The organism is Streptomyces sp. NPDC048507 (assembly GCF_043199995.1).
In the GTDB taxonomy this organism is placed as follows: Bacteria; Actinomycetota; Actinomycetes; order Streptomycetales; family Streptomycetaceae; genus Streptomyces.
Genome location: NZ_JBICWZ010000012.1, coordinates 62,902 through 87,250, shown reverse-complemented (window position 1 = coordinate 87,250; position 24,349 = coordinate 62,902). Strand labels below are relative to the sequence as shown.

24 protein-coding genes are annotated in these 24,349 nt (G+C 72.9%); 17 read left to right on the top strand and 7 right to left on the bottom strand.

The window, feature by feature from the left end:
- Positions 1–8 precede the first annotated feature (8 nt).
- On the top strand, positions 9–767 hold the full coding sequence (locus ACGFXC_RS28085; protein ID WP_393717324.1) for a hypothetical protein: 759 nt from the start codon (positions 9–11) through the stop codon (positions 765–767).
- Between the two features lie 22 nt (positions 768–789).
- Here ACGFXC_RS28085 and ACGFXC_RS28080 read toward each other — a convergent pair whose 3' ends face one another.
- Both ACGFXC_RS28080 and ACGFXC_RS28075 read right to left on the bottom strand, forming a co-directional pair.
- Positions 790–2,118, bottom strand: coding sequence for a D-arabinono-1,4-lactone oxidase (locus tag ACGFXC_RS28080; protein ID WP_393717322.1), 1,329 nt, complete (start codon positions 2,116–2,118; stop codon positions 790–792).
- A complete protein-coding gene (locus ACGFXC_RS28075; RefSeq protein WP_393717320.1) occupies positions 2,069–3,325 on the bottom strand; it encodes an MFS transporter in 1,257 nt (418 codons plus the stop codon). The genes ACGFXC_RS28080 and ACGFXC_RS28075 overlap by 50 nt, the downstream gene beginning before the upstream one ends.
- A gap of 183 nt (positions 3,326–3,508) precedes the next feature.
- On the opposite strand from ACGFXC_RS28075, the gene ACGFXC_RS28070 reads away from it, so the two are divergent.
- The gene (locus ACGFXC_RS28070; RefSeq protein ID WP_393717319.1) at positions 3,509–4,669 is read left to right on the top strand and encodes a ferrochelatase; all 1,161 of its coding nucleotides are present in this window, start codon (positions 3,509–3,511) and stop codon (positions 4,667–4,669) included.
- A gap of 11 nt (positions 4,670–4,680) precedes the next feature.
- Positions 4,681–5,493: an inositol monophosphatase family protein gene (locus tag ACGFXC_RS28065; protein ID WP_393717317.1), complete on the top strand. Its 813-nt coding sequence runs from the start codon at positions 4,681–4,683 to the stop codon at positions 5,491–5,493.
- Between the two features lie 116 nt (positions 5,494–5,609).
- Here ACGFXC_RS28065 and ACGFXC_RS28060 read toward each other — a convergent pair whose 3' ends face one another.
- A complete protein-coding gene (locus ACGFXC_RS28060; RefSeq protein ID WP_393717315.1) occupies positions 5,610–5,789 on the bottom strand; it encodes a hypothetical protein in 180 nt (59 codons plus the stop codon).
- Positions 5,790–6,085: 296 nt separating this feature from the next.
- On the opposite strand from ACGFXC_RS28060, the gene ACGFXC_RS28055 reads away from it, so the two are divergent.
- The 4 genes from ACGFXC_RS28055 to ACGFXC_RS28040 all read left to right on the top strand — a co-directional run bounded on the left by ACGFXC_RS28055 (position 6,086) and on the right by ACGFXC_RS28040 (position 9,606).
- Positions 6,086–6,739: a response regulator transcription factor gene (locus ACGFXC_RS28055; RefSeq protein ID WP_030235203.1), complete on the top strand. Its 654-nt coding sequence runs from the start codon at positions 6,086–6,088 to the stop codon at positions 6,737–6,739.
- 5 nt (positions 6,740–6,744) lie between these two features.
- Positions 6,745–7,989 (top strand): sensor histidine kinase, encoded by a 1,245-nt coding sequence (locus ACGFXC_RS28050; RefSeq protein ID WP_393717314.1) that lies wholly within the window; start codon positions 6,745–6,747, stop codon positions 7,987–7,989.
- A gap of 383 nt (positions 7,990–8,372) precedes the next feature.
- Positions 8,373–8,669, top strand: coding sequence for a DUF4193 domain-containing protein (locus ACGFXC_RS28045; RefSeq protein ID WP_393717312.1), 297 nt, complete (start codon positions 8,373–8,375; stop codon positions 8,667–8,669).
- 10 nt (positions 8,670–8,679) lie between these two features.
- Positions 8,680–9,606, top strand: coding sequence for a hypothetical protein (locus ACGFXC_RS28040; protein WP_393717310.1), 927 nt, complete (start codon positions 8,680–8,682; stop codon positions 9,604–9,606).
- Between the two features lie 45 nt (positions 9,607–9,651).
- Here the strand turns inward: ACGFXC_RS28040 and ACGFXC_RS28035 are convergent, their stop codons facing one another.
- The gene (locus ACGFXC_RS28035; protein ID WP_393717308.1) at positions 9,652–10,122 is read right to left on the bottom strand and encodes a DUF3093 domain-containing protein; all 471 of its coding nucleotides are present in this window, start codon (positions 10,120–10,122) and stop codon (positions 9,652–9,654) included.
- A 58-nt stretch (positions 10,123–10,180) separates the two neighbouring features.
- Between ACGFXC_RS28035 and ACGFXC_RS28030 the strand changes: the two genes are divergently transcribed.
- The 7 genes from ACGFXC_RS28030 (at position 10,181) to ACGFXC_RS28000 (ending at position 16,831) form a co-directional block, all read left to right on the top strand.
- Entirely contained in the window at positions 10,181–10,765 is a 585-nt protein-coding gene (locus tag ACGFXC_RS28030) for a PaaI family thioesterase (protein WP_393717306.1), read from the top strand.
- Positions 10,765–11,310 (top strand): dUTP diphosphatase, encoded by a 546-nt coding sequence (gene dut, locus ACGFXC_RS28025; RefSeq protein WP_393717304.1) that lies wholly within the window; start codon positions 10,765–10,767, stop codon positions 11,308–11,310. The genes ACGFXC_RS28030 and dut overlap by 1 nt, the downstream gene beginning before the upstream one ends.
- Before the next feature lies 1 nt (position 11,311).
- Positions 11,312–12,094, top strand: a complete 783-nt coding sequence (locus ACGFXC_RS28020; RefSeq protein WP_393717302.1) for a DUF3710 domain-containing protein — start codon at positions 11,312–11,314, stop codon at positions 12,092–12,094.
- Between the two features lie 217 nt (positions 12,095–12,311).
- Positions 12,312–14,957 carry a DUF4118 domain-containing protein gene (locus ACGFXC_RS28015; RefSeq protein WP_393717300.1) on the top strand — a complete coding sequence of 882 codons (2,646 nt, stop codon included), beginning with the start codon at positions 12,312–12,314 and terminating at the stop codon, positions 14,955–14,957.
- On the top strand, positions 14,954–15,640 hold the full coding sequence (locus ACGFXC_RS28010) for a response regulator (RefSeq protein WP_393717298.1): 687 nt from the start codon (positions 14,954–14,956) through the stop codon (positions 15,638–15,640). Before ACGFXC_RS28015 ends, ACGFXC_RS28010 begins: the two co-directional genes overlap by 4 nt.
- A gap of 24 nt (positions 15,641–15,664) precedes the next feature.
- Positions 15,665–16,084, top strand: a complete 420-nt coding sequence (locus tag ACGFXC_RS28005; protein WP_125816976.1) for an OB-fold nucleic acid binding domain-containing protein — start codon at positions 15,665–15,667, stop codon at positions 16,082–16,084.
- Positions 16,085–16,087: 3 nt separating this feature from the next.
- Positions 16,088–16,831: a DUF3159 domain-containing protein gene (locus tag ACGFXC_RS28000; protein WP_393717296.1), complete on the top strand. Its 744-nt coding sequence runs from the start codon at positions 16,088–16,090 to the stop codon at positions 16,829–16,831.
- 119 nt (positions 16,832–16,950) lie between these two features.
- Here ACGFXC_RS28000 and ACGFXC_RS27995 read toward each other — a convergent pair whose 3' ends face one another.
- Positions 16,951–17,613, bottom strand: a complete 663-nt coding sequence (locus tag ACGFXC_RS27995; protein ID WP_266573493.1) for a TrkA family potassium uptake protein — start codon at positions 17,611–17,613, stop codon at positions 16,951–16,953.
- Positions 17,610–18,278 carry a TrkA family potassium uptake protein gene (locus tag ACGFXC_RS27990; RefSeq protein WP_351815242.1) on the bottom strand — a complete coding sequence of 223 codons (669 nt, stop codon included), beginning with the start codon at positions 18,276–18,278 and terminating at the stop codon, positions 17,610–17,612. The genes ACGFXC_RS27995 and ACGFXC_RS27990 overlap by 4 nt, the downstream gene beginning before the upstream one ends.
- Before the next feature lie 210 nt (positions 18,279–18,488).
- On the opposite strand from ACGFXC_RS27990, the gene ACGFXC_RS27985 reads away from it, so the two are divergent.
- On the top strand, positions 18,489–20,543 hold the full coding sequence (locus ACGFXC_RS27985) for an APC family permease (RefSeq protein ID WP_393717293.1): 2,055 nt from the start codon (positions 18,489–18,491) through the stop codon (positions 20,541–20,543).
- Between the two features lie 96 nt (positions 20,544–20,639).
- The gene (locus ACGFXC_RS27980) at positions 20,640–21,971 is read left to right on the top strand and encodes a class I SAM-dependent RNA methyltransferase (protein WP_393717291.1); all 1,332 of its coding nucleotides are present in this window, start codon (positions 20,640–20,642) and stop codon (positions 21,969–21,971) included.
- 22 nt (positions 21,972–21,993) lie between these two features.
- Here ACGFXC_RS27980 and ACGFXC_RS27975 read toward each other — a convergent pair whose 3' ends face one another.
- A complete protein-coding gene (locus ACGFXC_RS27975; RefSeq protein ID WP_393717290.1) occupies positions 21,994–23,211 on the bottom strand; it encodes a cytochrome P450 in 1,218 nt (405 codons plus the stop codon).
- A gap of 274 nt (positions 23,212–23,485) precedes the next feature.
- Here ACGFXC_RS27975 and ACGFXC_RS27970 point away from each other — a divergent pair, with 274 nt between their 5' ends.
- Positions 23,486–24,277 (top strand): neocarzinostatin apoprotein domain-containing protein, encoded by a 792-nt coding sequence (locus tag ACGFXC_RS27970; RefSeq protein WP_393717289.1) that lies wholly within the window; start codon positions 23,486–23,488, stop codon positions 24,275–24,277.
- Positions 24,278–24,349 lie beyond the last annotated feature (72 nt).

Sequence of the window (24,349 nt, the reverse complement as noted above, 5' to 3'; positions counted from 1 at the left end):
ATCTGAGCGTGGCCCAGATCGCGGGTTCCTCCCTGGCGACCGTGGCGGCGGCCCTGCTCGCCTCGAAGCTGGGCGTCTACGGGACGATCCTCGGCGCCGGCGTGGTGAGCGTCGTCGCCACGGCGGGCGGCCCGGTCATCCAGCACGTCTTCCGGCGCACCGGCGACCAGTTGCGCGAGAGCGCCCGCCCCCGGTCCCGCCGGGTCCCCCCGGCCGGCGCCGCGCAGGCGCCGCCGGACCCCGCGGCGTCCGGCGAGTTCGGCGCGGCGACCGTGCACGGCACCCGCGTACGGGGCTGGAAGCGCACCGCGGTGGCCTCGGGGGCGGCGTTCGCCCTGGCCATCGGCGGCCTCGGGACCTACGAGGCCGTCGCCGGCACCTCGGTCAGCAAGGGCGGGGACACCCTGCTGTCGGCCGGCACCCGCAAGGCCGCCGACCACCGCCCGGCCCCCTCCGAGAAGGAGCGCGGCGGCGGGGGCTCCGGGGAGCGCGACGGCAAGGACGGCAAGACCCCCGGGCCCGGCACCTCACCCAGTCCCTCCGCGCCGAACGGCTCCGGCGGCCGCAGCCCCGCACCGGGCACCACGCCGTCGGGGAAGCCGACGCCGCCGGCGACCCCGGACCCGGAGACCTCCCCGGGCGGGACCACGCCCTCCAAGCCCGTCACCCCGCCCGCCCCGACCCCCGGCGGCGGGGGAGCGAGCTCCGCCGGCGGGGACGCGGGTACGGGTTCCGGCGCGGGCAAGGGCTCCGGCGGCACTCCCTGAGCCGGGCCGCCCGGCCGCGGGCTCAGGCCCCGAGCACGCGCCGCAGGTAGTCGTTGCCGAACACCCGGTCCGGGTCCAGCCGGTCGCGCAGCGCGGTGAACTCCGCGAAGCGCGGGTAGGCCCCGGCGAGGTACTCCGCGTCCCGGGTGTGGACCTTGCCCCAGTGCGGCCGCCCGCCGTGCGCGGTGAAGATGCGCTCGGCGGCCGTGAAGTAGGCCTGGTGCGGGGTGCCCCGGTACATGTGCACCGCGATGTAGGCGCTGTCCCGGCCCGAGGCGGTGGACAGGGTGATGTCGTCGGCCGGAGCCGTGCGCACCTCCACAGGGAAGCTGATCCGCAGCGGGGAGCGCTCGACCATCGCCTTGAGCTCCCGCAGCGCCCCGACCAGCCGCTCGCGCGGCAGGGCGTACTCCATCTCCACGAAGCGCACCCGGCGAGGGCTGGTGAACACCTTGTACGGGATGTCCGTGTACGTGCGCGCCGACAGGGCCCGGCTGGCCACCCGGGCGATGGCGGGTACGGCCGCCGGGACCGCCCGGCCGAGCGAGTTGACGGCCTGGAAGACCCCGTTGGACAGCAGTTCGTCCTCGACCCAGGCGCTCACGGCGCCGGGCGGCGCGGCCGGTCCCTGGCTGCGGTTGTTGCGCTTGGTGTTGCAGTTGCCGGTGTGCGGGAACCAGTAGAACTCGAAGTGCTCGTTCTCGGCGACGTGCTGGTCGAACTCGGCGGTCACCCGGTCGAAGCCCATGGGCTCCTCACGGGCGGTCAGGAAGAAGAGCGGCTCGACCGCGAAGGTCAGAGAGGTGACGATGCCCAGGGCGCCGATGCCGAGCCGGGCGGCCGCGAAGACCTCCGGGTTCTCCTTCTCGGAGCACGCCAGCACCCGTCCGTCGGCCGTGACCAGCTCCAGGGCGCGTATCTGGGCGGCGAGGGAGGCCGAGTCGCGGCCCGTGCCGTGCGTGCCGGTGCTGGTGGCGCCCGACACCGTCTGCTCCATGATGTCGCCCATGTTGGTGAGCGAGAGGCCCTGTGCGGCCAGGGCCAGGTTGAGGTCCTTCAGTACCGTGCCGGCCGCCACCGTGACCGTCCCGGCGGCCCGGTCGACCGACAGGATCCCGGCCAGGGCCTGCGGGCGTACGAGCACGCCGTCGGTCGCCGCCGCCGCGGTGAAGGAGTGGCCGGTGCCGACCGCCTTCACCCGCAGCCCCTCCGCGGCGGCCCGGCGGACCGCCTCCTGGAGCTCCCCGACCGAGGTCGGAGTCACCACGCGCGCGGGCGTGGCGCTCACGTTGCCCGCCCAGTTACGCCACGCGGTCTGCCGGTGCTTCTGCGCTGCTGTCCCCGTCACCATCGGTGGAAGGCTCCTCCCCTTGCGCCGGCCTCGTCAGCCGGCGGTAACCCGCGAACGCCACCGCCGCCGCGGCGGTTCCCGCCGCGACCGAGACGACGTACCCGCGCTGGGCGCCGGCCGCGTCGATGACGAGTCCGGTCACGGAGGAGCCGACCGCCACGCCGACCGCCAGGCCGGTGCTGATCCAGGTCATGCCCTCGGTGAGCTTCGCGCTCGGTACGTGCGCTTCGATCAGGGCCATCGTGGTGATCATCGTGGGAGCGATGGCGAGACCCGAGACGAAGAGCGCCACGGCCAGAAACGGAAGGTTCCCGGCCAGTAGGAGGGGGATCATACTCACGGCCATCGCACAGATGCCCAGTACCCACCTGCGTTCCGTCCGGCCCTTGAGATGCAGCAGGCCGAAGACGATGCCGGCCAGGCAGGATCCGGCCGCCCAGATGGCCAGGATGAAGCTGGCCGAGGCCTTGTCGCCCTGCTCCTCGGCGAAGGCCAGGGTGGACACGTCGATGGAGCCGAAGATCGCGCCGGTGGCCACGAACGTGGCCGTCAGCACCTGGAGGCCGGGGGAGCGCAGGGCGGAGCGGCGCCGGCCGCCCGCGTCGCGCGGGTGCGGCGCGGGCTCGGTGGCGCGCTGGGCGGTGAGCACCCAGACGCCGACGAGCAGGCAGACGGCGGCGATCAGCGGGCCCGCTTCGGGGAACCAGGTGGTGGAGAGCCCGATGGCGAGGATCGGGCCGAAGATGAAGCAGACCTCGTCCACCACGGACTCGAAGGAGTACGCGGTGTGCAGTTCGCGGGGGGAGTCGCGGTAGAGCACGGTCCAGCGGGCGCGGACCATCGAGCCGACGCTCGGTACGCAGCCGGCGACGGCCGCGCAGACGAACAGGGTCCAGTCGGGCAGCCCGTTCGCGGCGGCGAGCAGGAGCCCCGCCACCGCGGCGACGGAGACCAGGGTCGCGGGCCGCAGGACCCGCCGCTGGCCGTACTGGTCCACCAGCCGGGAGACCTGGGGCCCGATGACCGCGGCCGCCAGGGCCAGCGTGCCGGTGAGGGCGCTGGCCATCGCGTACCGGCCGGTGATCTCCGAGATCATGGTCAGGATGCCGACGCCCACCATGGAGATCGGCAGCCGGCCTATGAGGCCGGCGGCGCTGAACCCCTTGGTGCCGGGGGCCGCGAAGATCGCGCGATAAGGACTGGGCAAGGGAGCTCCGTAAGGGACGTCATCGGCCCATACAGGTTACGGCCGCCGGTGGGGCGCGCGCACCGGGACGACGGCTGCGATCGCGCCCCGCCCGCGCGGACCCGGAGCGCCTCACCGGCGACGCGTCCGCGATGCGGACCGGGCGGTTCACCCCGGCGGACGCCGAGTGGCAGGATTCGAGGCATGTCAGACCAGCTCCGTGCCCCCGAAGCGCCCGTGGCCGAAGGCCTCGCCGCCCCCTACGACGCCCTCCTGCTGCTGTCCTTCGGCGGCCCCGAGGGCCCCGACGACGTCGTGCCGTTCCTGGAGAACGTCACGCGCGGCCGCGGCATCCCGCGCGAGCGCCTCAAGGAGGTCGGGCAGCACTACTTCGGCTTCGGCGGCGTCAGTCCGATCAACGGGCAGAACCGCGAGCTGCTGGACGCGCTGCGCAAGGACTTCGCCGGACACGGGCTGGACCTGCCGGTGTACTGGGGCAACCGGAACTGGGCCCCGTACCTGACCGATGTGCTGCGGGAGATGGCCTCCGACGGGCGTCGGCGCATCGCCGTACTCGCCACCAGCGCCTACGCCTCCTACTCGGGCTGCCGCCAGTACCGGGAGAACCTCGCCGACGCCCTGGCCGCCCTCGAAGCGGAGGGCGTGGCCGAACTGCCCCGGGTGGACAAGCTCCGGCACTACTTCAACCACCCCGGCTTCGTGCGGCCCATGATCGACGGGGTGCTCACCGCGCTGGCCGGGCTCCCCGACCAGGTGCGCGACGCCGCGCACCTGGTCTTCACCACCCACTCCATCCCGACGGCCGCCGCCGACGCCTCCGGCCCGGCCGGGGAACACGGCGACGGCGGCGCCTACGTCAGGCAGCACCTCGACGTCGCCCGCGTGATCGCGGAGGCCGTCCGTGCGCGGACGGGCACCGCGCTGCCCTGGGAGCTCGTCTACCAGTCGCGCAGCGGCGCCCCGCACATCCCCTGGCTGGAGCCGGACGTCTGCGACCACCTGGAGGCCCTGCACGCGGCGGGCGCTCCGGCGGCCGTGATGGTCCCGATCGGCTTCGTCTCCGACCACATGGAGGTCCTCTACGACCTCGACACCGAGGCGATGGCGAAGGCGGCGGAACTGGGCCTGCCCGTCGCCCGCTCGGCGACGGTCGGCGCGGACCCGCGGTTCGCCGCGGCCGTGCGCGACCTCGTCCTGGAGCGGGCCGCCACCGAACGCGGCGAGAGCGCCGAGCGGTGCGCGCTCGGGCTGCTCGGTCCGAGCCACGACCTCTGCGCCGTGGGCTGCTGCCCGGCGCGCGCGCCCCGGCCGGCGGCCGCGGGCGCCGACAGTCCGTACGCGTAGGGAGCGGGACCGTGATCTCCGAGATCTCCGAAGAGCTGAAGGCCGAACTGCTGGACGTGGCGCTGGAGGCCGCCCGGCGGGCCGGCGGACTGCTGCGCGACGGCCGCCCCGCGGACCTGGCGGTGGCGGCGACCAAGTCCAGCCCGATCGACGTGGTGACCGAGATGGACATCGCGGCCGAGAAGCTGATCTGCGGGATCCTCGCCGAACGGCGGCCCGCCGACGGGCTGCTCGGCGAGGAGGGCGCGGACAGCCCCGGCACCAGCGGCGTCCGCTGGATCGTCGACCCGCTGGACGGCACCGTGAACTACCTCTACGGGCTGCCCAGCTGGGGCGTGTCCATCGCGGCCGAGTACCTGGGCGAGACGGTGGCCGGGGTGGTGGCGGCCCCGATGCGCGGGGAGACGTATCACGCGGTCCTCGGCGGCGGGGCCTGGCTGGGGACGGCCCGGCTCGCCTGCCGGGCGGCGGCGCCGCTGGACCAGGCGCTGATCGGCACCGGGTTCGGGTACGTCCAGACCCGGCGGGCGCACCAGGCCGAGGTCGCGCGGCGGGTCATCCCGCTGGTGCGCGACGTCCGGCGGGGCGGTTCGGCGGCGCTGGACCTGTGCGACGTCGCCGCCGGGCGCCTCGACGGGTACTACGAGCGCGGGCTGAACCCCTGGGACCTCGCCGCGGGCGAGCTGATCGCCCGCGAGGCGGGCGCCGTCACCGGCGGGCGGCCCGGGGAGCCGGCCTCGGGGGAGCTCACCCTCGCCGCCTCCCCGGCGGTCTTCGCCTCCCTCCAGCCGCTGCTGGAGGAGTACGGCGCCTGGCACGACTGACCCGCCGCGTCCCGGGCACGGGCGCCGGGGCGGGGGCGCCCGGACATGAAGACGGACCCCCGCCGCCCGGAAGGGCGGCGGGGGTCCGGACGGGCTGGGGGTCGGGTACTGGTGGGTCAGGCCGCGGTGGCGGTCGCGGCCACGGCCACGCCGTGTTCCGCGGCGAGCCGCTGGAGGTCTTCCAGCTCGGCCTGTTCCACATCCGCGAGGTAGTCGTCGCCCGTCTCACGGGCCTTGCTGAGGTCCGACTGCGTGGCCTTGATGCGCTGCAGGAGACCCGCGGTGAATGCGTCCATGGTGGGTGCGCCCCCTCTGCGTGGGTCGGCGACGGACGAGCACGGGCCGTCCGCCGTCCAGGGAGTGGTTGGGGTGTGCTGACGTCCTCCCCGGCACCCTGGGCCCAGAAACCTCGTGAGGCCAGGGAATCCTCACCTCCACACCGTCCACACCACCCGTCCACCCCCGCACACCGGTCCGCCGCGGGGCCCGGCGGACGGCCGCAGGGGCGCCTTACAGCCGGTTTACGGCGGAAACCGGCAGGATGGAGGCGCAATACACGTGTGCCCTTCTGGGCTCGAAGGAAGGAAACGACGTGCGCGTACTCGTCGTCGAGGACGAGCAGCTGCTCGCCGATGCGGTGGCCACCGGCCTGCGCCGGGAGGCCATGGCCGTGGACGTCGTGTACGACGGCGCCGCGGCCCTGGAGCGCGTCGGGGTGAACGACTACGACGTGGTCGTGCTCGACCGGGACCTTCCCCTGGTCCACGGGGACGACGTCTGCCGGCGGATCATCGAACTCGGCATGCCCACCCGGGTGCTCATGCTCACCGCCTCGGGCGACGTCAGCGACCGGGTCGAGGGCCTGGAGCTGGGGGCGGACGACTACCTGCCCAAGCCCTTCGCCTTCACCGAGCTGACCGCCCGCGTCCGCGCGCTCGGACGGCGGACGACCGTGGCCCTGCCGCCCGTCCTCGAACGGGCCGGGATCAAGCTGGACCCCAACCGGCGCGAGGTGTTCCGGGAGGGCAAGGAGGTGCAGCTGGCGCCCAAGGAGTTCGCGGTGCTGGAGGTCCTCATGCGCAGCGAGGGAACGGTGGTCTCGGCCGAGCAGCTGCTGGAGAAGGCCTGGGACGAGAACACCGACCCGTTCACGAACGTGGTCAGGGTGACCGTGATGACCCTGCGCCGCAAGCTCGGCGAGCCGCCCGTCATCGTGACGGTGCCCGGCTCCGGATACCGGATCTGAGCCGGGTGGCCGCGACCCCGGCGCCACCGGCGGCGCCGCCGAAACCGACCTGGGACCCCGGCCAGCCCGAGGGTCCCTTCCCTTGGCTGCGGCCGACCATCCGCATACGCCTCACCCTGCTCTACGGCGGCATGTTCCTGATCGCCGGGATCCTGCTGCTGTCGATCATCTACCTGCTCGCCGCGCAGGCGCTCCGGGAGGGCAACGCGCTCCCGTTCAAGATCGTCGGCGGCCAGAAGGTGGAGGTCTCCAGCACCACCTGTTCCGGGGTGGGCATCGACCAGTCGATCGACCAGTTCAACGCCGCGATCGGGCAGTGCATCCTCGACCAGCGCAAGCACGCGCTGGACGACCTGCTGCGCCGCTCGCTGATGGCCCTGCTGGGCCTCAGCATCATCGCCTTCGCCTTCGGCTACGCGATGGCCGGCCGGGTGCTCTCGCCGCTTGGCAAGATCACCCGTACCGCCCGCCGGGTGGTCGGTTCCGACCTGACCCGGCGGATCGAGCTGGACGGGCCGGACGACGAGCTGAAGGAGCTCGCCGACACCTTCGACGAGATGCTGGACCGCCTGGAACGGGCCTTCACGGCCCAGCAGCGCTTCGTCGCCAACGCCTCGCACGAGCTGCGGACCCCGCTGGCCATCAACCGGACGCTGCTGGAGGTGCACCTGTCGGATCCCGGAGCTCCGGTGGAGCTCCAGCAGCTCGGCAAGACGCTGCTGGCCACCAACGAGCGCAGCGAGCAGCTGGTCGAGGGCCTGCTGCTGCTGGCCCGCAGCGAGAACCAGATCGTCGAGCGCAAACCGGTGGACCTGGCGGAGGTCGCCTCGCGCGCCATCGACCAGGCGCGCGGCGAGGCCGCCGCGAAGGACGTGGAGATCCGCGGCGAGCGGGCGCTGGCCGTGGTCCAGGGCAACGGCGTCCTGCTGGAGCGGATCGCCCTCAACCTGGTGCAGAACGCCGTCCGGTACAACGTGCCGGAGGGCGGCTGGGTGGAGGTCACGACCGAGGTCCAGCACGGCCAGGCGGTGCTCCTCGTGTCGAACACGGGTCCCGTGGTTCCCGCGTACGAGGTGGACAACCTCTTCGAGCCCTTCAGGCGGCTGCGTACGGAGCGAACGGGCAGCGACAAGGGTGTGGGGCTCGGCCTGTCCATCGCGCGCTCCGTGGCGCGCGCACACGGCGGCCGGATCCTGGCGACCCCCCGCGAGGGCGGTGGCCTCGTGATGCGCGTCACGTTGCCGTTGTGATCCGCTCGGGCCTGTGTTCGCTGTCAGCGGAATGGTCGGAACGGGTGCAGGATGGTACCTGTGTGATCGATCACATTGTCGAGTGTCGGGTCATGTGCGTTCAGTGACCCCACGGCGGCCGGAAAGCCCGGGAAGTCCGGGTTTCCGGCCCCCTCGATGGCGGGAAATACACGGGGTGGCGTTTGTGCAAGACGGCCCCCGGACCGTGTACGGTCCCGGTCGTCATCCCAGCTACAAGTCCTCCGGGCGTGCGGCTGGGTGTCGATTGAGTAACAGACCTTGATGTGAGGCAAAATCTCCGCCTCAGGTCGGGCACAAGTCCGGCCTCTCGCGCGTTACGTGCGCTGAGACACCGCTAAATCCCAGAGGGGGAGAGCGAAAAAATGGCAACGGACTACGACACCCCACGCAAGACCGACGATGACGTCGACAACGACAGCATCGAGGAGCTGAAGGCCCGGCGCAGCGAGAAGACCTCTTCGAACGTAGATGTCGAGGACTTCGACGGCGCCGAGAGCCTCGAACTGCCCGGCGCGGACCTCTCCAACGAGGAACTGGCCGTCCGGGTGCTCCCCAAGCAGGCCGATGAGTTCACCTGCATGAGCTGCTTCCTGGTGCACCACCGCAGCCAGCTGGCACGGGAGAAGAACGGCCAGCCGATCTGCCGCGACTGCGACTGAGGCCCCGGCCGTGACCGGCTCGACGCCCTTTCGGAAGCGACGCTTCCGGAAATCCGGCGGTCAGGCGGAGACGCAGGCGGCCACGGGCCCGGAAACGGGCCCCGGTGCCACCGGCGCCTCGGCCGTCGACGCGACCGCCCCGCCCTCGGGTGCCACCGACGTGGTGCCATCGGCCGCCCAGGCCGACGAGGGGTCCCGGGACAAGCCCGGGGCGGGTCGGATGCAAGCCGTCAAGAACGGTGTGCGCAAGGGCGGCGAAAGCGCACGGGCCGCCGCCCTGTACATCACCGACCGCATCATCGAGAACGCACCGCGCGTTCCGGTTCGGGACCTCGCGACGCTGCGCGCGCAGTTCCCGGGCCTCGATCCCGATCAGCTGTCCGACAAGCTGATCTCCGGCGCCGCCCATGCCACGTCGACCGTCGGCGCGGGCATCGGCGCCGCGGCGATGCTGCCGGTTCCGCCCGCCATGCCGGCGGAGCTGGCCGCGGAGATCACCGCCGTCGCCGCCATCGAACTCAAACTCGTCGCCGAACTGCACGAGGTCTACGGACAGCGGGCCCCCGGCACCCTGAAGGACCGCAGCCTCGCCTACCTCACGGCGTGGACCGAGGAGCGCGGGATCGACCTGACCAAGCCGACGACGCTGAACGCGGCGCTCGGCGGGCAGATGAAGCGCGAACTGCGCCAGCAGATCATGAAGCGGATGTTCCGCAACCTGCCCAACCTCATGCCCTTCATGGTGGGCGCGGCCGTCGGAGCGGTGATGAACCGCCGCGACACCCGCAAACTCGCCGAGAAGGTGCGTGGTGACCTGCGGCGGCGTGCCGTGTCCTGGGACGCCCTGCCCGCGCCCGCGCCCCGTGAGACCCCCGCCCAGCCCCTTCCCGGGGCCGACAGGCGCGCACTGGAGGGACCGGGCCCGGGCGACGGCTGAGACCGCCCGGAGCGGGCCGGGAGCGGCCCGGACCGGTGCGGGGCCTCAGGCTCCGGCCGGGGCGTCCTTCGCCGCACGGATCGCCGCCGCCAGGGCGAGGGGCTCGCGCGTGGAGACGTACACGTACGGAGTGGGATCGTCCGGGTCCGTCACCTCGACGCGCACCGCGGTGGGCACGTAGCTGCGCATCAGCATGAAGGCCCGCATGTCGGCCTTGTAGGTGCGCCAGGCCCGGGCCTCCTCCGCCTCCAGCACCTCGGGCTCGCCCAGGGCGGCCACCGGGATGCGGGCGTCGCCCGCGGCGAGCGACCCGTTCACCACGCGCACGCGCGCGGAACCGTACGAACTCACCAGCATCCCCGTCAGCGCCGTGCCGCCGACCAGCCCCGCCAGCGGCGGCAGCGCACCCAGCGGAAGCAGCATCAGGGCGCAGGCCACACCGGTCAGTGCGGCGATGCCCCACCAGGAGCGGGGGGCGGACAGGCGTTCGTCGTGGTGCGCGGGGGAGAGCTGCATACGGGCAAGCCTGCCACGAGGCGACCGGCGGGTAGCCGCGCGGGTAAGGTCTGCGGCTGTGAGTGGACGAAACACAGCGTTGACGCCCCCGGCCGATGCCGTCGCACCGGTCCGGCATCCCGATGCCCCGGCACCCGGTGAGCTCCTCGGCGCGCACTACGGACACTGTTTCGGCTGCGGCGAGGGGCAGCCGCACGGGCTCCATCTGGAGGCCCGCGCGGGCGAGGGAGTGCGCGTCAGCGCCGAGTTCACCGTCAAGCCCGCTCACCAGGGTGCCCCCGGGCTGGCCCACGGCGGCGTCCTGGCCACCGCGCTCGACGAGACGCTCGGCTCCCTGAACTGGCTGCTGCGCGTCATCGCGGTCACCGGCCGGCTGGAGACCGACTTCGTACGGCCCGTGCCCGTGGACACGGTGCTGCACCTGGAGGCCGAGGTCACCGCCGTCGCCGGGCGGAAGATCTACTCCAGGGCCGTCGGCAGGATAGGCGGCCCGCAGGGACCGGTGGCCGTACGCGCCGAGGCCCTGTTCATCGAGGTGAAGGTCGACCACTTCATCGACAACGGTCGGCCCGAGGAGATCCGGGCGGCGATGTCCGACCCGGACCAGGTCAGGCGCGCACGCGCCTTCGAGGTGAACCCCTGATGTCCCAGAACAACCACGCGCCCCGCCGTGACGTCGACGTGCTGATCCGCCGCGTCGACCCCGAGGTGCCCCTGCCCGCCTACGGCCACCCCGGCGACGCCGGCTGCGACCTGGTGACCACGGAGGCCGCCGAGCTGGCGCCCGGAGAGCGGGCCGTCCTGCCCACCGGCATCGCCGTCGCGCTGCCCGACGGGTACGCCGCCTTCGTGCACCCGCGCTCGGGCCTGGCCGCCCGCTGCGGGCTCGCGCTCGTGAATGCCCCGGGGACGGTGGATGCCGGGTACCGTGGGGAAATCAAGGTGATCGTGGTCAATCTCGACCCGCGCGAGAGCGTCAGGTTCGAGCGTTTCGACCGCATTGCCCAGCTGGTTGTCCAGCGGGTCGAGAAGGTGCGCTTCCACGAAGTGGAGGAGCTCCCCGGATCGGCCCGGGCCGACGGGGGGTTCGGCTCGACCGGCGGTCATGCGGCCGTGGCCGGATCGGGCGCTGGTCAGCAGGGTGGGAATGGCTACGCTTCGGTCGTAACCGACCGGGAAGGACAGTGACGTGTTCGGACGTCGCAAGAAGAACGACTCCGTCAAGGACGGCGGCGCGGCCGAGCAGGTCGACGGCGTGCGCGCCGACGAGCCGGACGACGCCGACGGACTCGACTCCGCCGGGCCGCGCAGGCTGAACCTGCCTCCGGCCCCGCGGCCCGACGGCCCGTGGGACGTCTCGGAAGTGCCCGGGAACCCGGCCGACGGCCGGGTCGACCTGGGCGGCATCCTCGTACCCGGTGTCGAGGGCATGGAACTGCGCGTCGAGGTCGCCGGGGACGCGATCGTCGCCGCCACCGTGGTGCTCGGGGACAGTGCCGTGCAGTTGCAGGCCTTCGCCGCCCCCAAGAAGGAGGGCATCTGGGGCGAGGTCCGCGACGAGATCGCCTCGGGCATCACCCAGCAGGGCGGCATCATCGACGAGGTCGAGGGTCCGCTGGGCTGGGAGCTGCGCGCCCAGGTGCCCGTCCCGCTGCCCGACGGCCAGACCGGCGCCCAGCTGGTCCGCTTCGTCGGCGTCGACGGCCCGCGCTGGTTCCTGCGCGGCGTGATCTCCGGCCAGGGCGCGGTGCGCCCGGAGTCGGCCGGCGTGCTGGAACAGATCTTCCGCGAGACCGTCGTCCTGCGTGGCGAGGGGCCGATGGCCCCCCGCGACCCGATCGTCCTGAAGCTGCCGAACGACGCCCAGATGGTGCCGGACGGCGTGCAGACGGCCGAGGACCAGGAGGGCTCCCGCTTCGGCGGTGGCATGGGCCAGCTGGAGCGCGGCCCGGAGATCACCGAGGTCCGCTGACCCGCGGCCCCGCCGGGGCACCGATTCCAGGGCCGGTGGGCCCCGCACCCGAGGGTGCGGGGCCCACCGGCTTTCGTGCGCCGGGGCCGGCGTGGGTCGGCGGGGGCCGCGGCGCACGCGCCGAGGGCCGCCGCGGGGGCGTCAGGGATGCGTCAGGGATGTGCCCGCGGCCCTCCGCCGGTGCGTGAAGGCGTGCGACGTCCCCGAGAATGAGCGCATGGGACGCGGCAGGCTAAGGATCTATCTCGGCGCGGCGCCCGGTGTGGGCAAGACGTACGCCATGCTGTCGGAGGCCCACCGCCGGGTGGAGCGCGGCGCGGACTGCGTCGTGGGCTTCGTAGAGCACCACGGGCGGGCCCGCACCGAGGTGCTGCTGCACGGCCTCGAACAGGTACCGCGCCGGGCGCTGGCCCACCGGGGCGCGGAGTTCACCGAGATGGACCTCGACGCGGTGCTGGCGCGCCGTCCGGCCGTGGCCCTGGTGGACGAGCTGGCCCACACCAACGTGCCCGGGTCGCGCAACGCCAAGCGCTGGCAGGACGTGGAGGAGCTGCTCCGGGCCGGCATCGACGTGGTGTCCACCGTCAACATCCAGCACCTGGAGTCGCTCGGCGACGTGGTCGAGTCGATCACCGGGGTGCGCCAGCGCGAGACGGTGCCGGACGAGGTGGTCCGCCGCGCCGACCAGATCGAGCTGGTCGACATGTCCCCGCAGGCCCTGCGGCGCCGGATGGCGCACGGCAACATCTACCGGCCCGACAAGGTCGACGCGGCCCTGTCGAACTACTTCCGGCCCGGCAACCTCACCGCGCTGCGCGAGCTGGCGCTGCTGTGGGTCGCGGACCGGGCCGACGAGTACCTCCAGGAGTACCGGGGCGAGCACGGGATCCGCTCCACCTGGCAGGCGCGCGAGCGGATCGTCGTCGGGCTCACCGGAGGGCCCGAGGGGCGCACGCTCATCCGCCGGGCCTCGCGGATGGCGGCCAAGGGCTCCGGCAGCGAGATCCTCGCCGTGTACATCGCCCGCAGCGACGGGCTCACCTCGGCCTCGCCGAAGGAGCTGGCGGTCCAGCGGACCCTGGTCGAAGACCTTGGCGGAACGTTTCACCATGTGATCGGGGACGACGTCCCCGAAGCGCTCCTGGAATTCGCCCGCGGGGTCAACGCCACCCAGATCGTGCTCGGCTCCAGCCGACGCCGGAACTGGCAGTACGTCCTGGGCCCCGGCGTGGGCGCCACCGTCGCCCGGGACTCGGGCCCCGACCTCGACGTGCACATCGTCACCCACGAGGAGGTGGCCAAGGGGCGCGGACTGCCGGTGGTCCGCTCGGCCGCCCGGCTCGGCCGGCCCAGGATCGTGGCCGGCTGGACCGTCGGGGTGGTCCTGCCCGCGCTGCTGTGCCTGCTGTTGACGCACATCACCGCGGACCCCGGGCTCGCCAACGACATGCTGCTCTTCCTCGCCCTGACCGTGGCGGCGGCGCTGCTCGGCGGACTCTGGCCGGCCCTGGCCTCCGCCGCCTTCGGCTCGCTCCTGCTGAACTACTTCTTCGCCCCGCCGCTGCACCGGTTCACCGTCTCCGACCCCAGGAACATCATGGCCATCGCCGTGTTCTTCGGGGTCGCGGTCTCGGTCGCCTCGGTGGTGGACCTCGCCGCCCGGCGCACCCACCAGGCCGCCCGGCTGCGCGCGGAGTCCGAGATCCTCTCCTTCCTGGCCGGGAGCGTGCTGCGCGGCGAGACGGCCCTGGACGCGCTGCTGGAGCGGGTGCGCGAGACCTTCGCGATGGAGTCGGTGGCCCTGCTGGAGCGCGCCGGGGACGTGGAGCCCTGGGTTCCGGCCGGCAGCGTCGGCCCCGGCCCGGCCGCCCGGCCCGAGGACGCCGACGTGGACATGCCGATCGGCGACCACATGGCACTGGCCCTGACCGGCCGGGTGCTGCCGGCCGGCGACCGACGCGTGCTCGGCGCCTTCGCCGCCCAGGCGGCCGTCGTCCTCGACCGCCAGCGGCTGGTGGGGGAGGCCGAGGAGGCCCGCCGGCTCGCCGAGGGCAACCGGATCCGCACCGCGCTGCTGGCCGCCGTCAGCCACGACCTGCGCACCCCGCTGGCCTCCATCAAGGCCTCCGTCAGCTCCCTGCGCTCCGTCGACGTGGAATGGTCCGAGGAGGACCGCGCCGAGCTCCTGGCGGGCATCGAGGACGGCGCCGACCGGCTGGACCACCTGGTGGGGAACCTGCTGGACATGTCCCGGCTGCAGACCGGCACCGTGACACCGCTGATCCGGGAGATCGACCTGGACGAGGTGGTCCCGATGGCACTGGGCGGCGTACCCGAGGACAGCGTGGTGCTCGACGTGCCGGAGACCCTGCCGATGGTGGCGGTGGACCCGGGGCTGCTGGAGCGGGCCGTGGCCAACGTGGTGGAGAACGCCGTCAAGTACAGCCCGCGCGGCCTGCCGGTGCTCGTCGCGGCCAGCTTCCTCGGCGACCGCGTCGAGGTGCGCGTCGTTGACCGCGGCCCCGGGGTGCCGGACGCCGCCAAGGACCGGATCTTCGCCCCCTTCCAGCGCCACGGCGACGCCCCGCGCGGCACCGGCGTCGGCCTCGGCCTCGCGGTGGCCCGGGGCTTCACCGAGGCGATGGACGGCACGCTGACCGCCGAGGACACCCCCGGCGGGGGCCTGACCATGGTGCTCACCCTGCGCGCGGCGGCCCGCGGACGGCCGGCCCCCGCAGGAACCGGGAGCCCGCCCGGCGACGTTGACCGGGCACGGGGCGCCGGCCGCACCGCGCCCCCGCCGCCCCCCGCTCCGACCGGTACCGGGGACCACCCCGCACGACAGAAAGCAGGACCCCGATGACCCGGGTGCTCGTGGTGGACGACGAACCGCAGATCGTCCGGGCCCTCGTGATCAATCTGAAGGCGCGCAAGTACGAGGTGGACGCCGCCGCCGACGGGGCCCAGGCCCTGGAACTCGCCGCGGCCCGCCACCCCGACGTGGTCGTCCTCGACCTCGGCCTGCCCGACATGGACGGGGTCGAGGTGATCAGGGGGCTCCGCGGCTGGACCCGGGTGCCGATCCTGGTCCTCTCCGCCCGGCACAGCTCCGACGAGAAGGTCGAGGCCCTCGACGCGGGCGCCGACGACTACGTCACGAAGCCGTTCGGCATGGACGAGCTGCTGGCCCGACTGCGGGCCGCCGTCCGCCGGGCCGAACCGGCCGCCGGGGCGGGCGGGGACGAGGTGGTGGTGGAGACCGAGGGCTTCACGGTGGACCTCGCGGCCAAGAAGGCGGTGCGCGAGGGACGCGACGTCCGCCTCACGCCCACCGAGTGGCACCTGCTGGAGGTGCTGGTGCGGGCCGCCGGCAAGCTCGTCAGCCAGAAGCAGCTCCTCCAGGAGGTCTGGGGGCCCTCGTACGGCACGGAGACCAACTACCTGCGCGTCTACATGGCGCAGCTGCGCCGCAAGCTGGAGGCGGACCCCTCGCACCCGCGGCACTTCATCACCGAACCGGGCATGGGATACCGCTTCGAGAGGTAGCCGGAGCGCCGGTAGGCTTCCCGTATGAGTGCTGAACCGCGTCCCGAGAAGCCCGCGAAACCGGCCAGGCCGGCGGGCCGGTTCCGCCGGATGATAGAGCGGCTGTCGACCTCCCAGGAAGAGCTGCATTCGGCGGAGCTGCAGGAGGACGCAGAAGCCGCGGGGTGTACGCGGATCTGCGACTGCCACGACCGTCAGATAGTCAAGGTGACCGGAACCCTGCGTACCGTCACCCTGCGCCCCAGGGCGGGCGTGCCCGCCCTGGAGGCGGAGCTGTTCGACGGATCGGCCGCACTCGACGTGGTGTGGCTCGGACGTCGCTCGATCGTGGGAATCGAGCCCGGGCGCCGCATGATCGCCTCCGGGCGGATCTCGATGAGTCATGGGCGCCGGGTGCTCTTCAACCCGAAGTACGAACTCCGACCGCTCGGACAGGAGCACTGACCGGTGACGTCATTCGACCGACCGACCACACCCGACCCTGGCGCCGCGCCCTCCGAGGACCAGAAGGCCGTGACGCAGGCGGCGCTGTTCGACGCCTTCGGCGGCATCCGGGGCACCGTGGAGACGATGCTCCCCGGCCTGCTCTTCGTGATGATCTACACGATCAACAAGGATGTGACGTCCTCGGCCATCGCGGCGGGCGCCGTCGCCGTCCTGCTGGTGATCGTCCGGCTGCTGCGCAAGGACACCGTCAAGCACGCCTTCAGCGGGGTCTTCGGCGTGGGCGTGGGCGTGGCCTTCGCCCTGTTCACGGGCAGCGCCAAGGGCTTCTACCTGCCGGGCATGATCTACGGCGCCGGACTGGGCGTGGCCTTCACGCTGTCGGCGCTCGTGGGCTTCCCGCTGCTGGGCGTGATCCTGGGGCCGGTCTTCAAGGAGAACCTGTCCTGGCGCACCCGCAACCCGGGGCGCAAGAAGGCGTACACCAAGGCCAGCCTGGCCTGGGGCCTGATCTTCCTCGCCAAGTACGCGATCCTCTTCCCGCTGTACTGGTGGGGCGACGCGACGCAGCTGGGCTGGGTGCTGATCGCGCTGAAGCTGCCGCCGATGGTGCTGGCCGTGTACTTCACCTGGGTCTTCCTGGCGAAGGCGCCGCCGCCGATCGACGTCATCGCCGAGTACGAGGCCGAGGAGGCCGCCGAGAAGGCGGCGAAGGCGGCGGCCGCGGCGCGGGAACGCGGGCTCTGAGCGGCTGAGCGGCTGAGCGGCTGGGCGGCTGAGCGGCCCGCGCGGGGCGCGGGGCACACGCGGAAGGGGCGGGGCGACCGGATGGTCGCCCCGCCCCTTCGCCGTACGCGGGCCGTGGATCAGTGGCCGGCCTGGAGGAGGTCCTCCAGCTGTTCCTCGCGGGCCTGGGCGGCCACGAAGAGGAGCTCGTCGCCCGGCTCCAGGGTCTCCTCGCCGTGCGGGGTGAGCACCCGGTTGCCGCGGATGATCGTGACGAGCGAGGTGTCCTCCGGCCAGGTGATCTCGCTGATCTGGGTGCCGGCGACCGGGGAGTCGGCGGGCAGGGTCAGCTCGACCAGGTTGGCGTCGCCGTGGCTGAAGCGCAGCAGCCGCACCAGGTCGCCGACGCTCACGGCCTCCTCGACCAGGGCCGACATCAGGCGCGGCGTGGACACGGCCACGTCGACGCCCCAGGACTCGTTGAAGAGCCACTCGTTCTTCGGGTTGTTGACCCGCGCCACGACCCGGGGGACCCCGTACTCGGTCTTGGCGAGGAGGGAGACGACCAGGTTGACCTTGTCGTCACCGGTGGCGGCGATGACCACGTTGCAGCGCTGCAGCGCGGCCTCGTCGAGCGAGGTGATCTCGCAGGCGTCGGCCAGCAGCCACTCGGCCTGCGGGACCCGCTCCACCGAGATGGCGGTCGGCGCCTTGTCCACGAGGAGCACCTCGTGGCCGTTCTCCAGCAGCTCGCCCGCGATGGAGCGGCCCACCGCGCCGGCTCCGGCGATCGCGACCCTCATGCGTGTGCCTCCTCGGGGCCTTCGGCGAACGCCGCCTCGACCTTGTCGATCTCGTCCGTGCGCATCATCACGTGGACGAGGTCGCCCTCCTGGAGGACGGTCTGTGAAGTCGGCAGCGTGGCCTCGCCCAGGCGGGTGAGGAACGCGACACGGACCCCGGTCTCGTCCTGGAGCTTGCTCACCTTGTGCCCGATCCAGGCGGCGGAGGTGTGCACCTCCGCCAGCTGCACGCCGCCGCTGGGGTCGCGCCACAGCGGCTCCGCGCCCGAGGGCAGCAGCCGGCGCAGCATCTGGTCGGCGGTCCACCGTACGGTCGCGACGGTGGGGATGCCGAGGCGCTGGTAGACCTCCGCGCGCTTGGGGTCGTAGATGCGGGCGGCGACGTTCTCGACGCCGAACATCTCACGGGCCACGCGAGCGGCGATGATGTTGGAATTGTCACCACTGCTGACCGCCGCGAAGGCGCCGGCGTCCTCGATGCCGGCCTCCCGCAGGGTGTCCTGGTCGAAGCCGACCCCGGTGACGCGACGACCGCCGAAGGAAGCCCCCAGCCGGCGGAATGCGGTGGGGTCCTGGTCGACGACCGCGACCGTGTGCCCCTGCTGTTCCAGGGTCTGCGCGAGGGCGGAGCCCACTCTTCCGCAGCCCATAATGACGATGTGCACGGCCGTCCTTCCGGCTGACAGCGGCTCGCTGGTTTCCAGCCTCATTGCATGCTCTGGCTAAACAGGGTCTCAGACCATGGCCCAAGCTACACACGGGCGGTCACGAGTGTGACCCTTTGGGGCTCACGGGGGGTCCCATTGGGGGTCCATCGCAGCTCACTGTGGGACGGGGGTTCGTCAGCCGGATTTCGAACGCTTACGATCCTCTGCGTGTCCAAACTGACCGACGTGCCCAAACGGATCCTGATCGGCCGGGCGCTGCGAAGCGACCGCCTCGGGGAAACGCTTCTCCCCAAGCGGATCGCCCTTCCTGTGTTCGCATCCGACCCGCTCTCCTCGGTGGCGTACGCCCCGGGCGAGGTGCTGCTGGTCCTTTCGATCGCGGGTGTGTCGGCGTACCACTTCAGCCCCTGGATCGCGGTCGCGGTCGTCGTGCTGATGTTCACCGTGGTCGCCTCATACCGGCAGAACGTCCACGCGTACCCCAGCGGCGGCGGTGACTACGAGGTCGCCAACACCAACCTCGGGCCCAAGGCCGGCCTCACCGTGGCGAGCGCCCTGCTCGTCGACTACGTCCTCACCGTCGCCGTGTCGATCTCCTCCGGGGTCGAGAACCTCGGGTCGGCCGTCGATTTCGTCATCGAGCACAAGGTGCTCTCGGCGATGATCATGATTCTGCTGCTCACGCTGATGAACCTGCGCGGCGTGAAGGAATCCGGGAAGCTCTTCGCCATTCCCACGTACGTGTTCGTGGGCGCCGTGTTCGTGATGATCGCCTGGGGCGCCTGGCGCGGCCTCGTGATGGGCGACAGCATGGAGGCCCCGACCGCCGGGCTGCAGATCAAGGCCGAGCACCAGGGGCTGGCGGGCTTCGCCCTCGTCTTCCTGCTGCTGCGGGCCTTCTCCTCGGGCTGTGCCGCCCTGACGGGCGTCGAGGCGATCAGCAACGGCGTGCCCGCCTTCCGCAAGCCCAAGAGCAAGAACGCCGCCACCACCCTCGCCCTCATGGGCGGGCTGGCCGTCACCATGTTCTGCGGGATCATCGGCCTGGCGATGGCCACCGACGTCAAGATGGCCGAGGCGCCCGCCACCAACCTGCTCAAGGACGGCGTGCCGGTCGGCTCCGGCTTCGTCCAGCACCCGGTGATCTCCCAGGTCGCCGAGGCCGTCTTCGGCAACGGCAGCTTCCTGTTCATCGTGCTGGCGACCGCCACCGCGCTCGTCCTGTTCCTCGCCGCCAACACCGCCTACAACGGCTTCCCGCTGCTCGGCTCGATCCTCGCCCAGGACCGCTACCTGCCGCGCCAGCTGCACACCCGCGGCGACCGGCTCGCCTTCTCGAACGGCATCGTGCTCCTCGCGGGCGCCGCCATGCTGCTGGTGTGGATCTACGACGCCGACTCCACGAAGCTGATCCAGCTCTACATCGTCGGCGTGTTCGTCTCCTTCACGCTGAGCCAGATCGGCATGGTCCGGCACTGGAACCGCCACCTGCGCAGCGAGCGGGACCAGGCCGCGCGGCGCCGGATGCAGCGCTCCCGCGCCATCAACACCTTCGGCGCCTTCTTCACCGGCATGGTGCTGGTCGTCGTCCTCGCCACCAAGTTCACCCACGGCGCCTGGGTCGCCCTGCTGGGCATGGTGATCTTCTACGGAACGATGACGGCGATCCGCAAGCACTACGACCGGGTCTCCGCCGAGATCGCCGCCGCGGAGGGGCCGAGCGACGACAGCGTGCGCCCGTCCCGGGTCCACTCGATCGTCCTGGTCTCCAAGGTCCACAAGCCGACCCTGCGGGCCCTGGCCTTCGCCAAGCTGACCCGCTCGGACACCCTGGAGGCGCTCAGCATCAGCGTCGACCCGGACGAGACCAAGGCGCTCAAGGCCGAATGGGAGCGGCGTGGGATCAACGTCCCGCTGAAGATCCTCGACTCGCCCTACCGCGAGATCACCCGGCCCGTCGTGGAGTACGTGAAGGGGCTGCGCAGCGAGAACCCGCGCGACGCCGTCAGCGTCTACATCCCCGAGTACGTCGTCGGCCGCTGGTACGAGCACCTGCTGCACAACCAGAGCGCGCTGCGCCTCAAGGGCCGGCTGCTGTTCACGCCCGGTGTGATGGTCACCTCGGTGCCCTACCAGCTGGAGTCCTCGGAGCTCGCCAAGCGGCGGGCGAAGAAGCGCCAGGACTGGAACGCCCCCGGCGCGGTGCGCCGCGGCCCGGTGGACACCCCGCGCCCGCGCCCGAAGGACGCGGCGGGCAAGTAGCGCCGCGAGGGTTGGTGAACGGCCGGACGAGATCCACGTAAACTGGTGGGTCGGTCGTCCGGCCGTTTCCCTTTGACCCCCTGGAGCCTCCCCACCATGACCGAGCAGAACGAGAAGCAGTCACTGGTCGGGGAGGAGTACGAGGTCGAGGTCGGTCCCGTCGCGCACGGCGGCCACTGCATCGCCCGTACGTCGGACGGCCGCGTTCTGTTCGTCCGCCACACCCTGCCTGGCGAGAAGGTCGTCGCCCGCGTCACGGAGGGCGAGAGCGACTCCCGCTTCCTGCGCGCCGACGCGATCACCGTCCTCGACGCCTCCAAGGACCGCGTCGAGGCGCCCTGCCCCTACGCCGGCCCCGGCAAGTGCGGCGGCTGCGACTGGCAGCACGCCAAGCCGGGCGCCCAGCGCCGGCTCAAGGGCGAGGTCGTCGTCGAGCAGCTCCAGCGGCTCGCCGGGCTCACCCCGGAGGAGGCCGGCTGGGACGGCACCGTCATGCCGGCCGAGGGTGACAAGCTCCCGGCCGGGCAGGTCCCGCAGTGGCGCACCCGGGTCCAGTTCGCGATCGACGAGGACGGCAACGCGGGCCTGCGCAAGCACCGCTCGCACGACATCGAGCTGATCGACCACTGCATGATCGCCGCTCCCGGCGTCAGCGAGCTGGGCATCGAGAAGCAGGACTGGCCCCAGATGGCCTCGGTCGAGGCCATCGCCGCCTCGGGCTCCGGTGACCGGCAGGTCGTCCTGACCCCCCGCCCCGGCGGCCGGCTGCCCCTGGTGGAACTCGACAAGCCGGTCTCGGTGCTCCGGGTCGAGGAGAAGGACGGCGGCGTCCACCGCGTCCACGGCCGTCCCTTCGTGCGCGAGCGCGCCGACGGCCGCACGTACCGCGTCGGCATGGGCGGCTTCTGGCAGGTCCACCCGCAGGCCGCCGACACCCTGATCAAGGCCGTCATGCAGGGCCTGATGCCGCGCAAGGGCGAGATGGCCCTCGACCTCTACTGCGGCGTCGGCATCTTCGCGGGCGCGCTGGCGGAGCGCCTCGGCGAGACGGGCGCCGTGCTCGGCATCGAGACGACGAAGCGCGCCGTCGAGGACGCCCGCCACAACCTGGCGGACTTCCCCCGGGTCCGCATCGAGCAGGGCAAGGTCGAGCAGATCCTCCCGAAGACCGGCATCACCGAGTGCGACCTCGTCGTCCTCGACCCCCCGCGCGCGGGCGCCGGCAAGCAGACGGTCCGCCAGGTGGCCGGCCTCACCCCGCGCCGCATCGCCTACGTCGCCTGCGACCCGGCGGCCCTGGCCCGCGACCTGGCGTACTTCAAGGACAACGGCTACAAGGTCCGCACCCTGCGCGTCTTCGACCTCTTCCCGATGACCCACCACGTGGAGTGCGTCGCGATCCTGGAGCCGGTGGCCAAGGCGGGCTGACGGGCCGGTCGCCGGGGCCCGGTCAGGGGAGGGTCAGGGGGAGGGTGGTCAGGCCGCGGGTGAGGCGGGAGTGGTGGTGGGGGAGGGACTCCGCGGGGACCGCCAGGCGGGCGTTCGGGTGGCGGGTCAGCAGGGCGCGCAGGACGATCTCCGCCTCCGCCCGGGCCAGGGGGGCGCCCGGGCAGCGGTGGATGCCGTGGCCGAAGGCGAGGTGGGCCGTGGCGTCGCGGTCGAGGTCCAGGCGGTCCGGGTCGGGGAACGCGGCCGGGTCGCGGTTCGCGGCGCCGGGGGAGATGAGTACCGGGACACCCGCCGGGATGTCGGTTCCGCCGATGCGGAGGGCTCGGGTGCTGTGCCGGAAGGTGGCCACCCCCACCGGGGAGTCGTGGCGCAGCAGTTCGTCGAGGGCGCCGGGGATCAGGTCCGGGTCGCGGCGCAGCCGGTCGTGGGCCCGCGGGTGCCGGAGCAGGGCCAGGGCGGCGTTGCCGATGAAGTGGGTGGTGGTCTCGTGCCCGGCGACCAGGAGCAGAGCGGCCAGGGAGACGGCTTCGTCGCGGTCGAGGCCGCCCGCGTCGCAGGCGCGCAGGAGGGAGTGGAGGGGGCCGTCGCCGGGGGTGGCGCGGGCCGTCTCGTCGATCAGCTTGGTGAGGTAGTCGCCGATGCGGTGCGACGCGGCGTCGATGCGGGCGGTGTCGGTCGCGTCGAAGAGGTCGTGCGACCAGCCGGCGAGCGCGGCGCGGTCGGCTTCCGGTACGCCCAGCAACTCGCAGACCACGATGACGGGGAGGGGCAGGGCCAGGTCCGCCACCAGGTCGACCTCGGTGCCCGGCCGCCAGTGGGCCGTGAGGCCGTCGGCGATGCGGGTGATGCGGGGGCGCAGGGACCGGACGCGTCCGGTGGTGAACAGCGGCGCCACCACCCGCCGGTGGCGGGTGTGTACGGGCGGATCGCTCGCCAGCATGGTGCGGGCGAGCGCCGGGTGCAGGTCGCGGGGGGAGGGGCGGCCCGCGAAGAAGCGGGCCGTGTCCTTCGACAGGCGGGGGTCGGTGAACGCCGCACGGGCCTCGGCGTGACCGGTGATCAGGTAGGCGTGGTGGCCGCCGGAGCCGGTGGGGATCCGCTGGACGGGGCAGCTTTCGCGCAGCCGGGCGTAGGTGGGGTAGGGGTCGGCGAAGAAGCGCGGGTCGCGCAGCGGATCGCCCGGCCGATCGCCCGGGGGGTCCTGCCGGGGGGTGCTCACGGTCCACGTCCTCACTCCGGGGGCCTTCTCCGCCCGCCCCATGGTCCCATGTGCGCCGGGCCGGAGGGGCGGCTCCTCCCGGGTGGCGAGCGGTACGCGGGCGGCCGGGTGTCCGGGCCCCGGTCCCGCGGGCCGTCGGTGCGCGGGGCGGTCGGCCGGGCGTTGTGACCGCCTCGTACGCCGCCCTCGCGCGGCCGGATAGGCGTTCTTGTCGGGGTGCGGGGGAGCCGGGAGGATGCCTCCCGACCGGACGGGCCGGTCGGGAGGGGGAAGCATGAGGGCATGGGGATCGTTCGCCCGGGCCGCGCTGGTGCTGGCGCTGGTCGGGGCGGGGTTCACGGGGGTGGGGCAGGCCGCGGCGGCCGGGCCGGGGGCGCCGGAGTTGCTCGTCAAGCGGACCACCGGGCTGCTGGACGGGGACGTCGTGGGGTTCTCCGTCAAGGGCGGGCCGGCCAAGGCGTACGTGTGGGTGGAGGTGTGTGCGCCGGACACGGTGGCGGGGGCCTGTGACGAGGACACCAGCCGGCAGTTCCGGGTGCTCCCGGACGGGACGCTGGCGGTGAACCCGAAGAAGCTCTACGCCCAGCTCGCCACCGGAGAGGGCGCCTTCGACTGCCGTACCGCGACCGCCGCGCACCCGTGCCGGCTGGCGCTGACCGACAACACCGGGGCCGTCCTGACCACGGTCGCGCTGCGGTTCCGTCCGCACGGGGACCTCGAAGCGGCGCCCACGGTCCGGGTGGACCCCGACCGGGGCCTGGTGGACGGGCAGTCCGTACGGGTCACGGGCCGCGGGTACGAGCCGCAGTACCACTCCGTGGTCGTGCAGTGCGCGGCGGGCGATACGGAGTACACCGGCTGCCGCACCCGCGGGCGCCCGCCGGCCACCACCGACCAGGGGCGGCTCGACGAGACGGTGGCCCTGTCGGCGACCTTCGACACCAATGACGGCCGCACGATCGATTGCCGTGTCGCCCCGGGGTGCGAACTGGTGGTCCACGGCACCCGGGTACGGGGACCGGAAATGATCCGTCACCCCCTCCACTTCGCCCCGGCCGGCGGCTGACGGAACCCTGTGCGACGGTCTGGCCCCCGTGAGTGAACGCTCGCGGGGGCCGGGCCCTTTCGCATGCCCGTC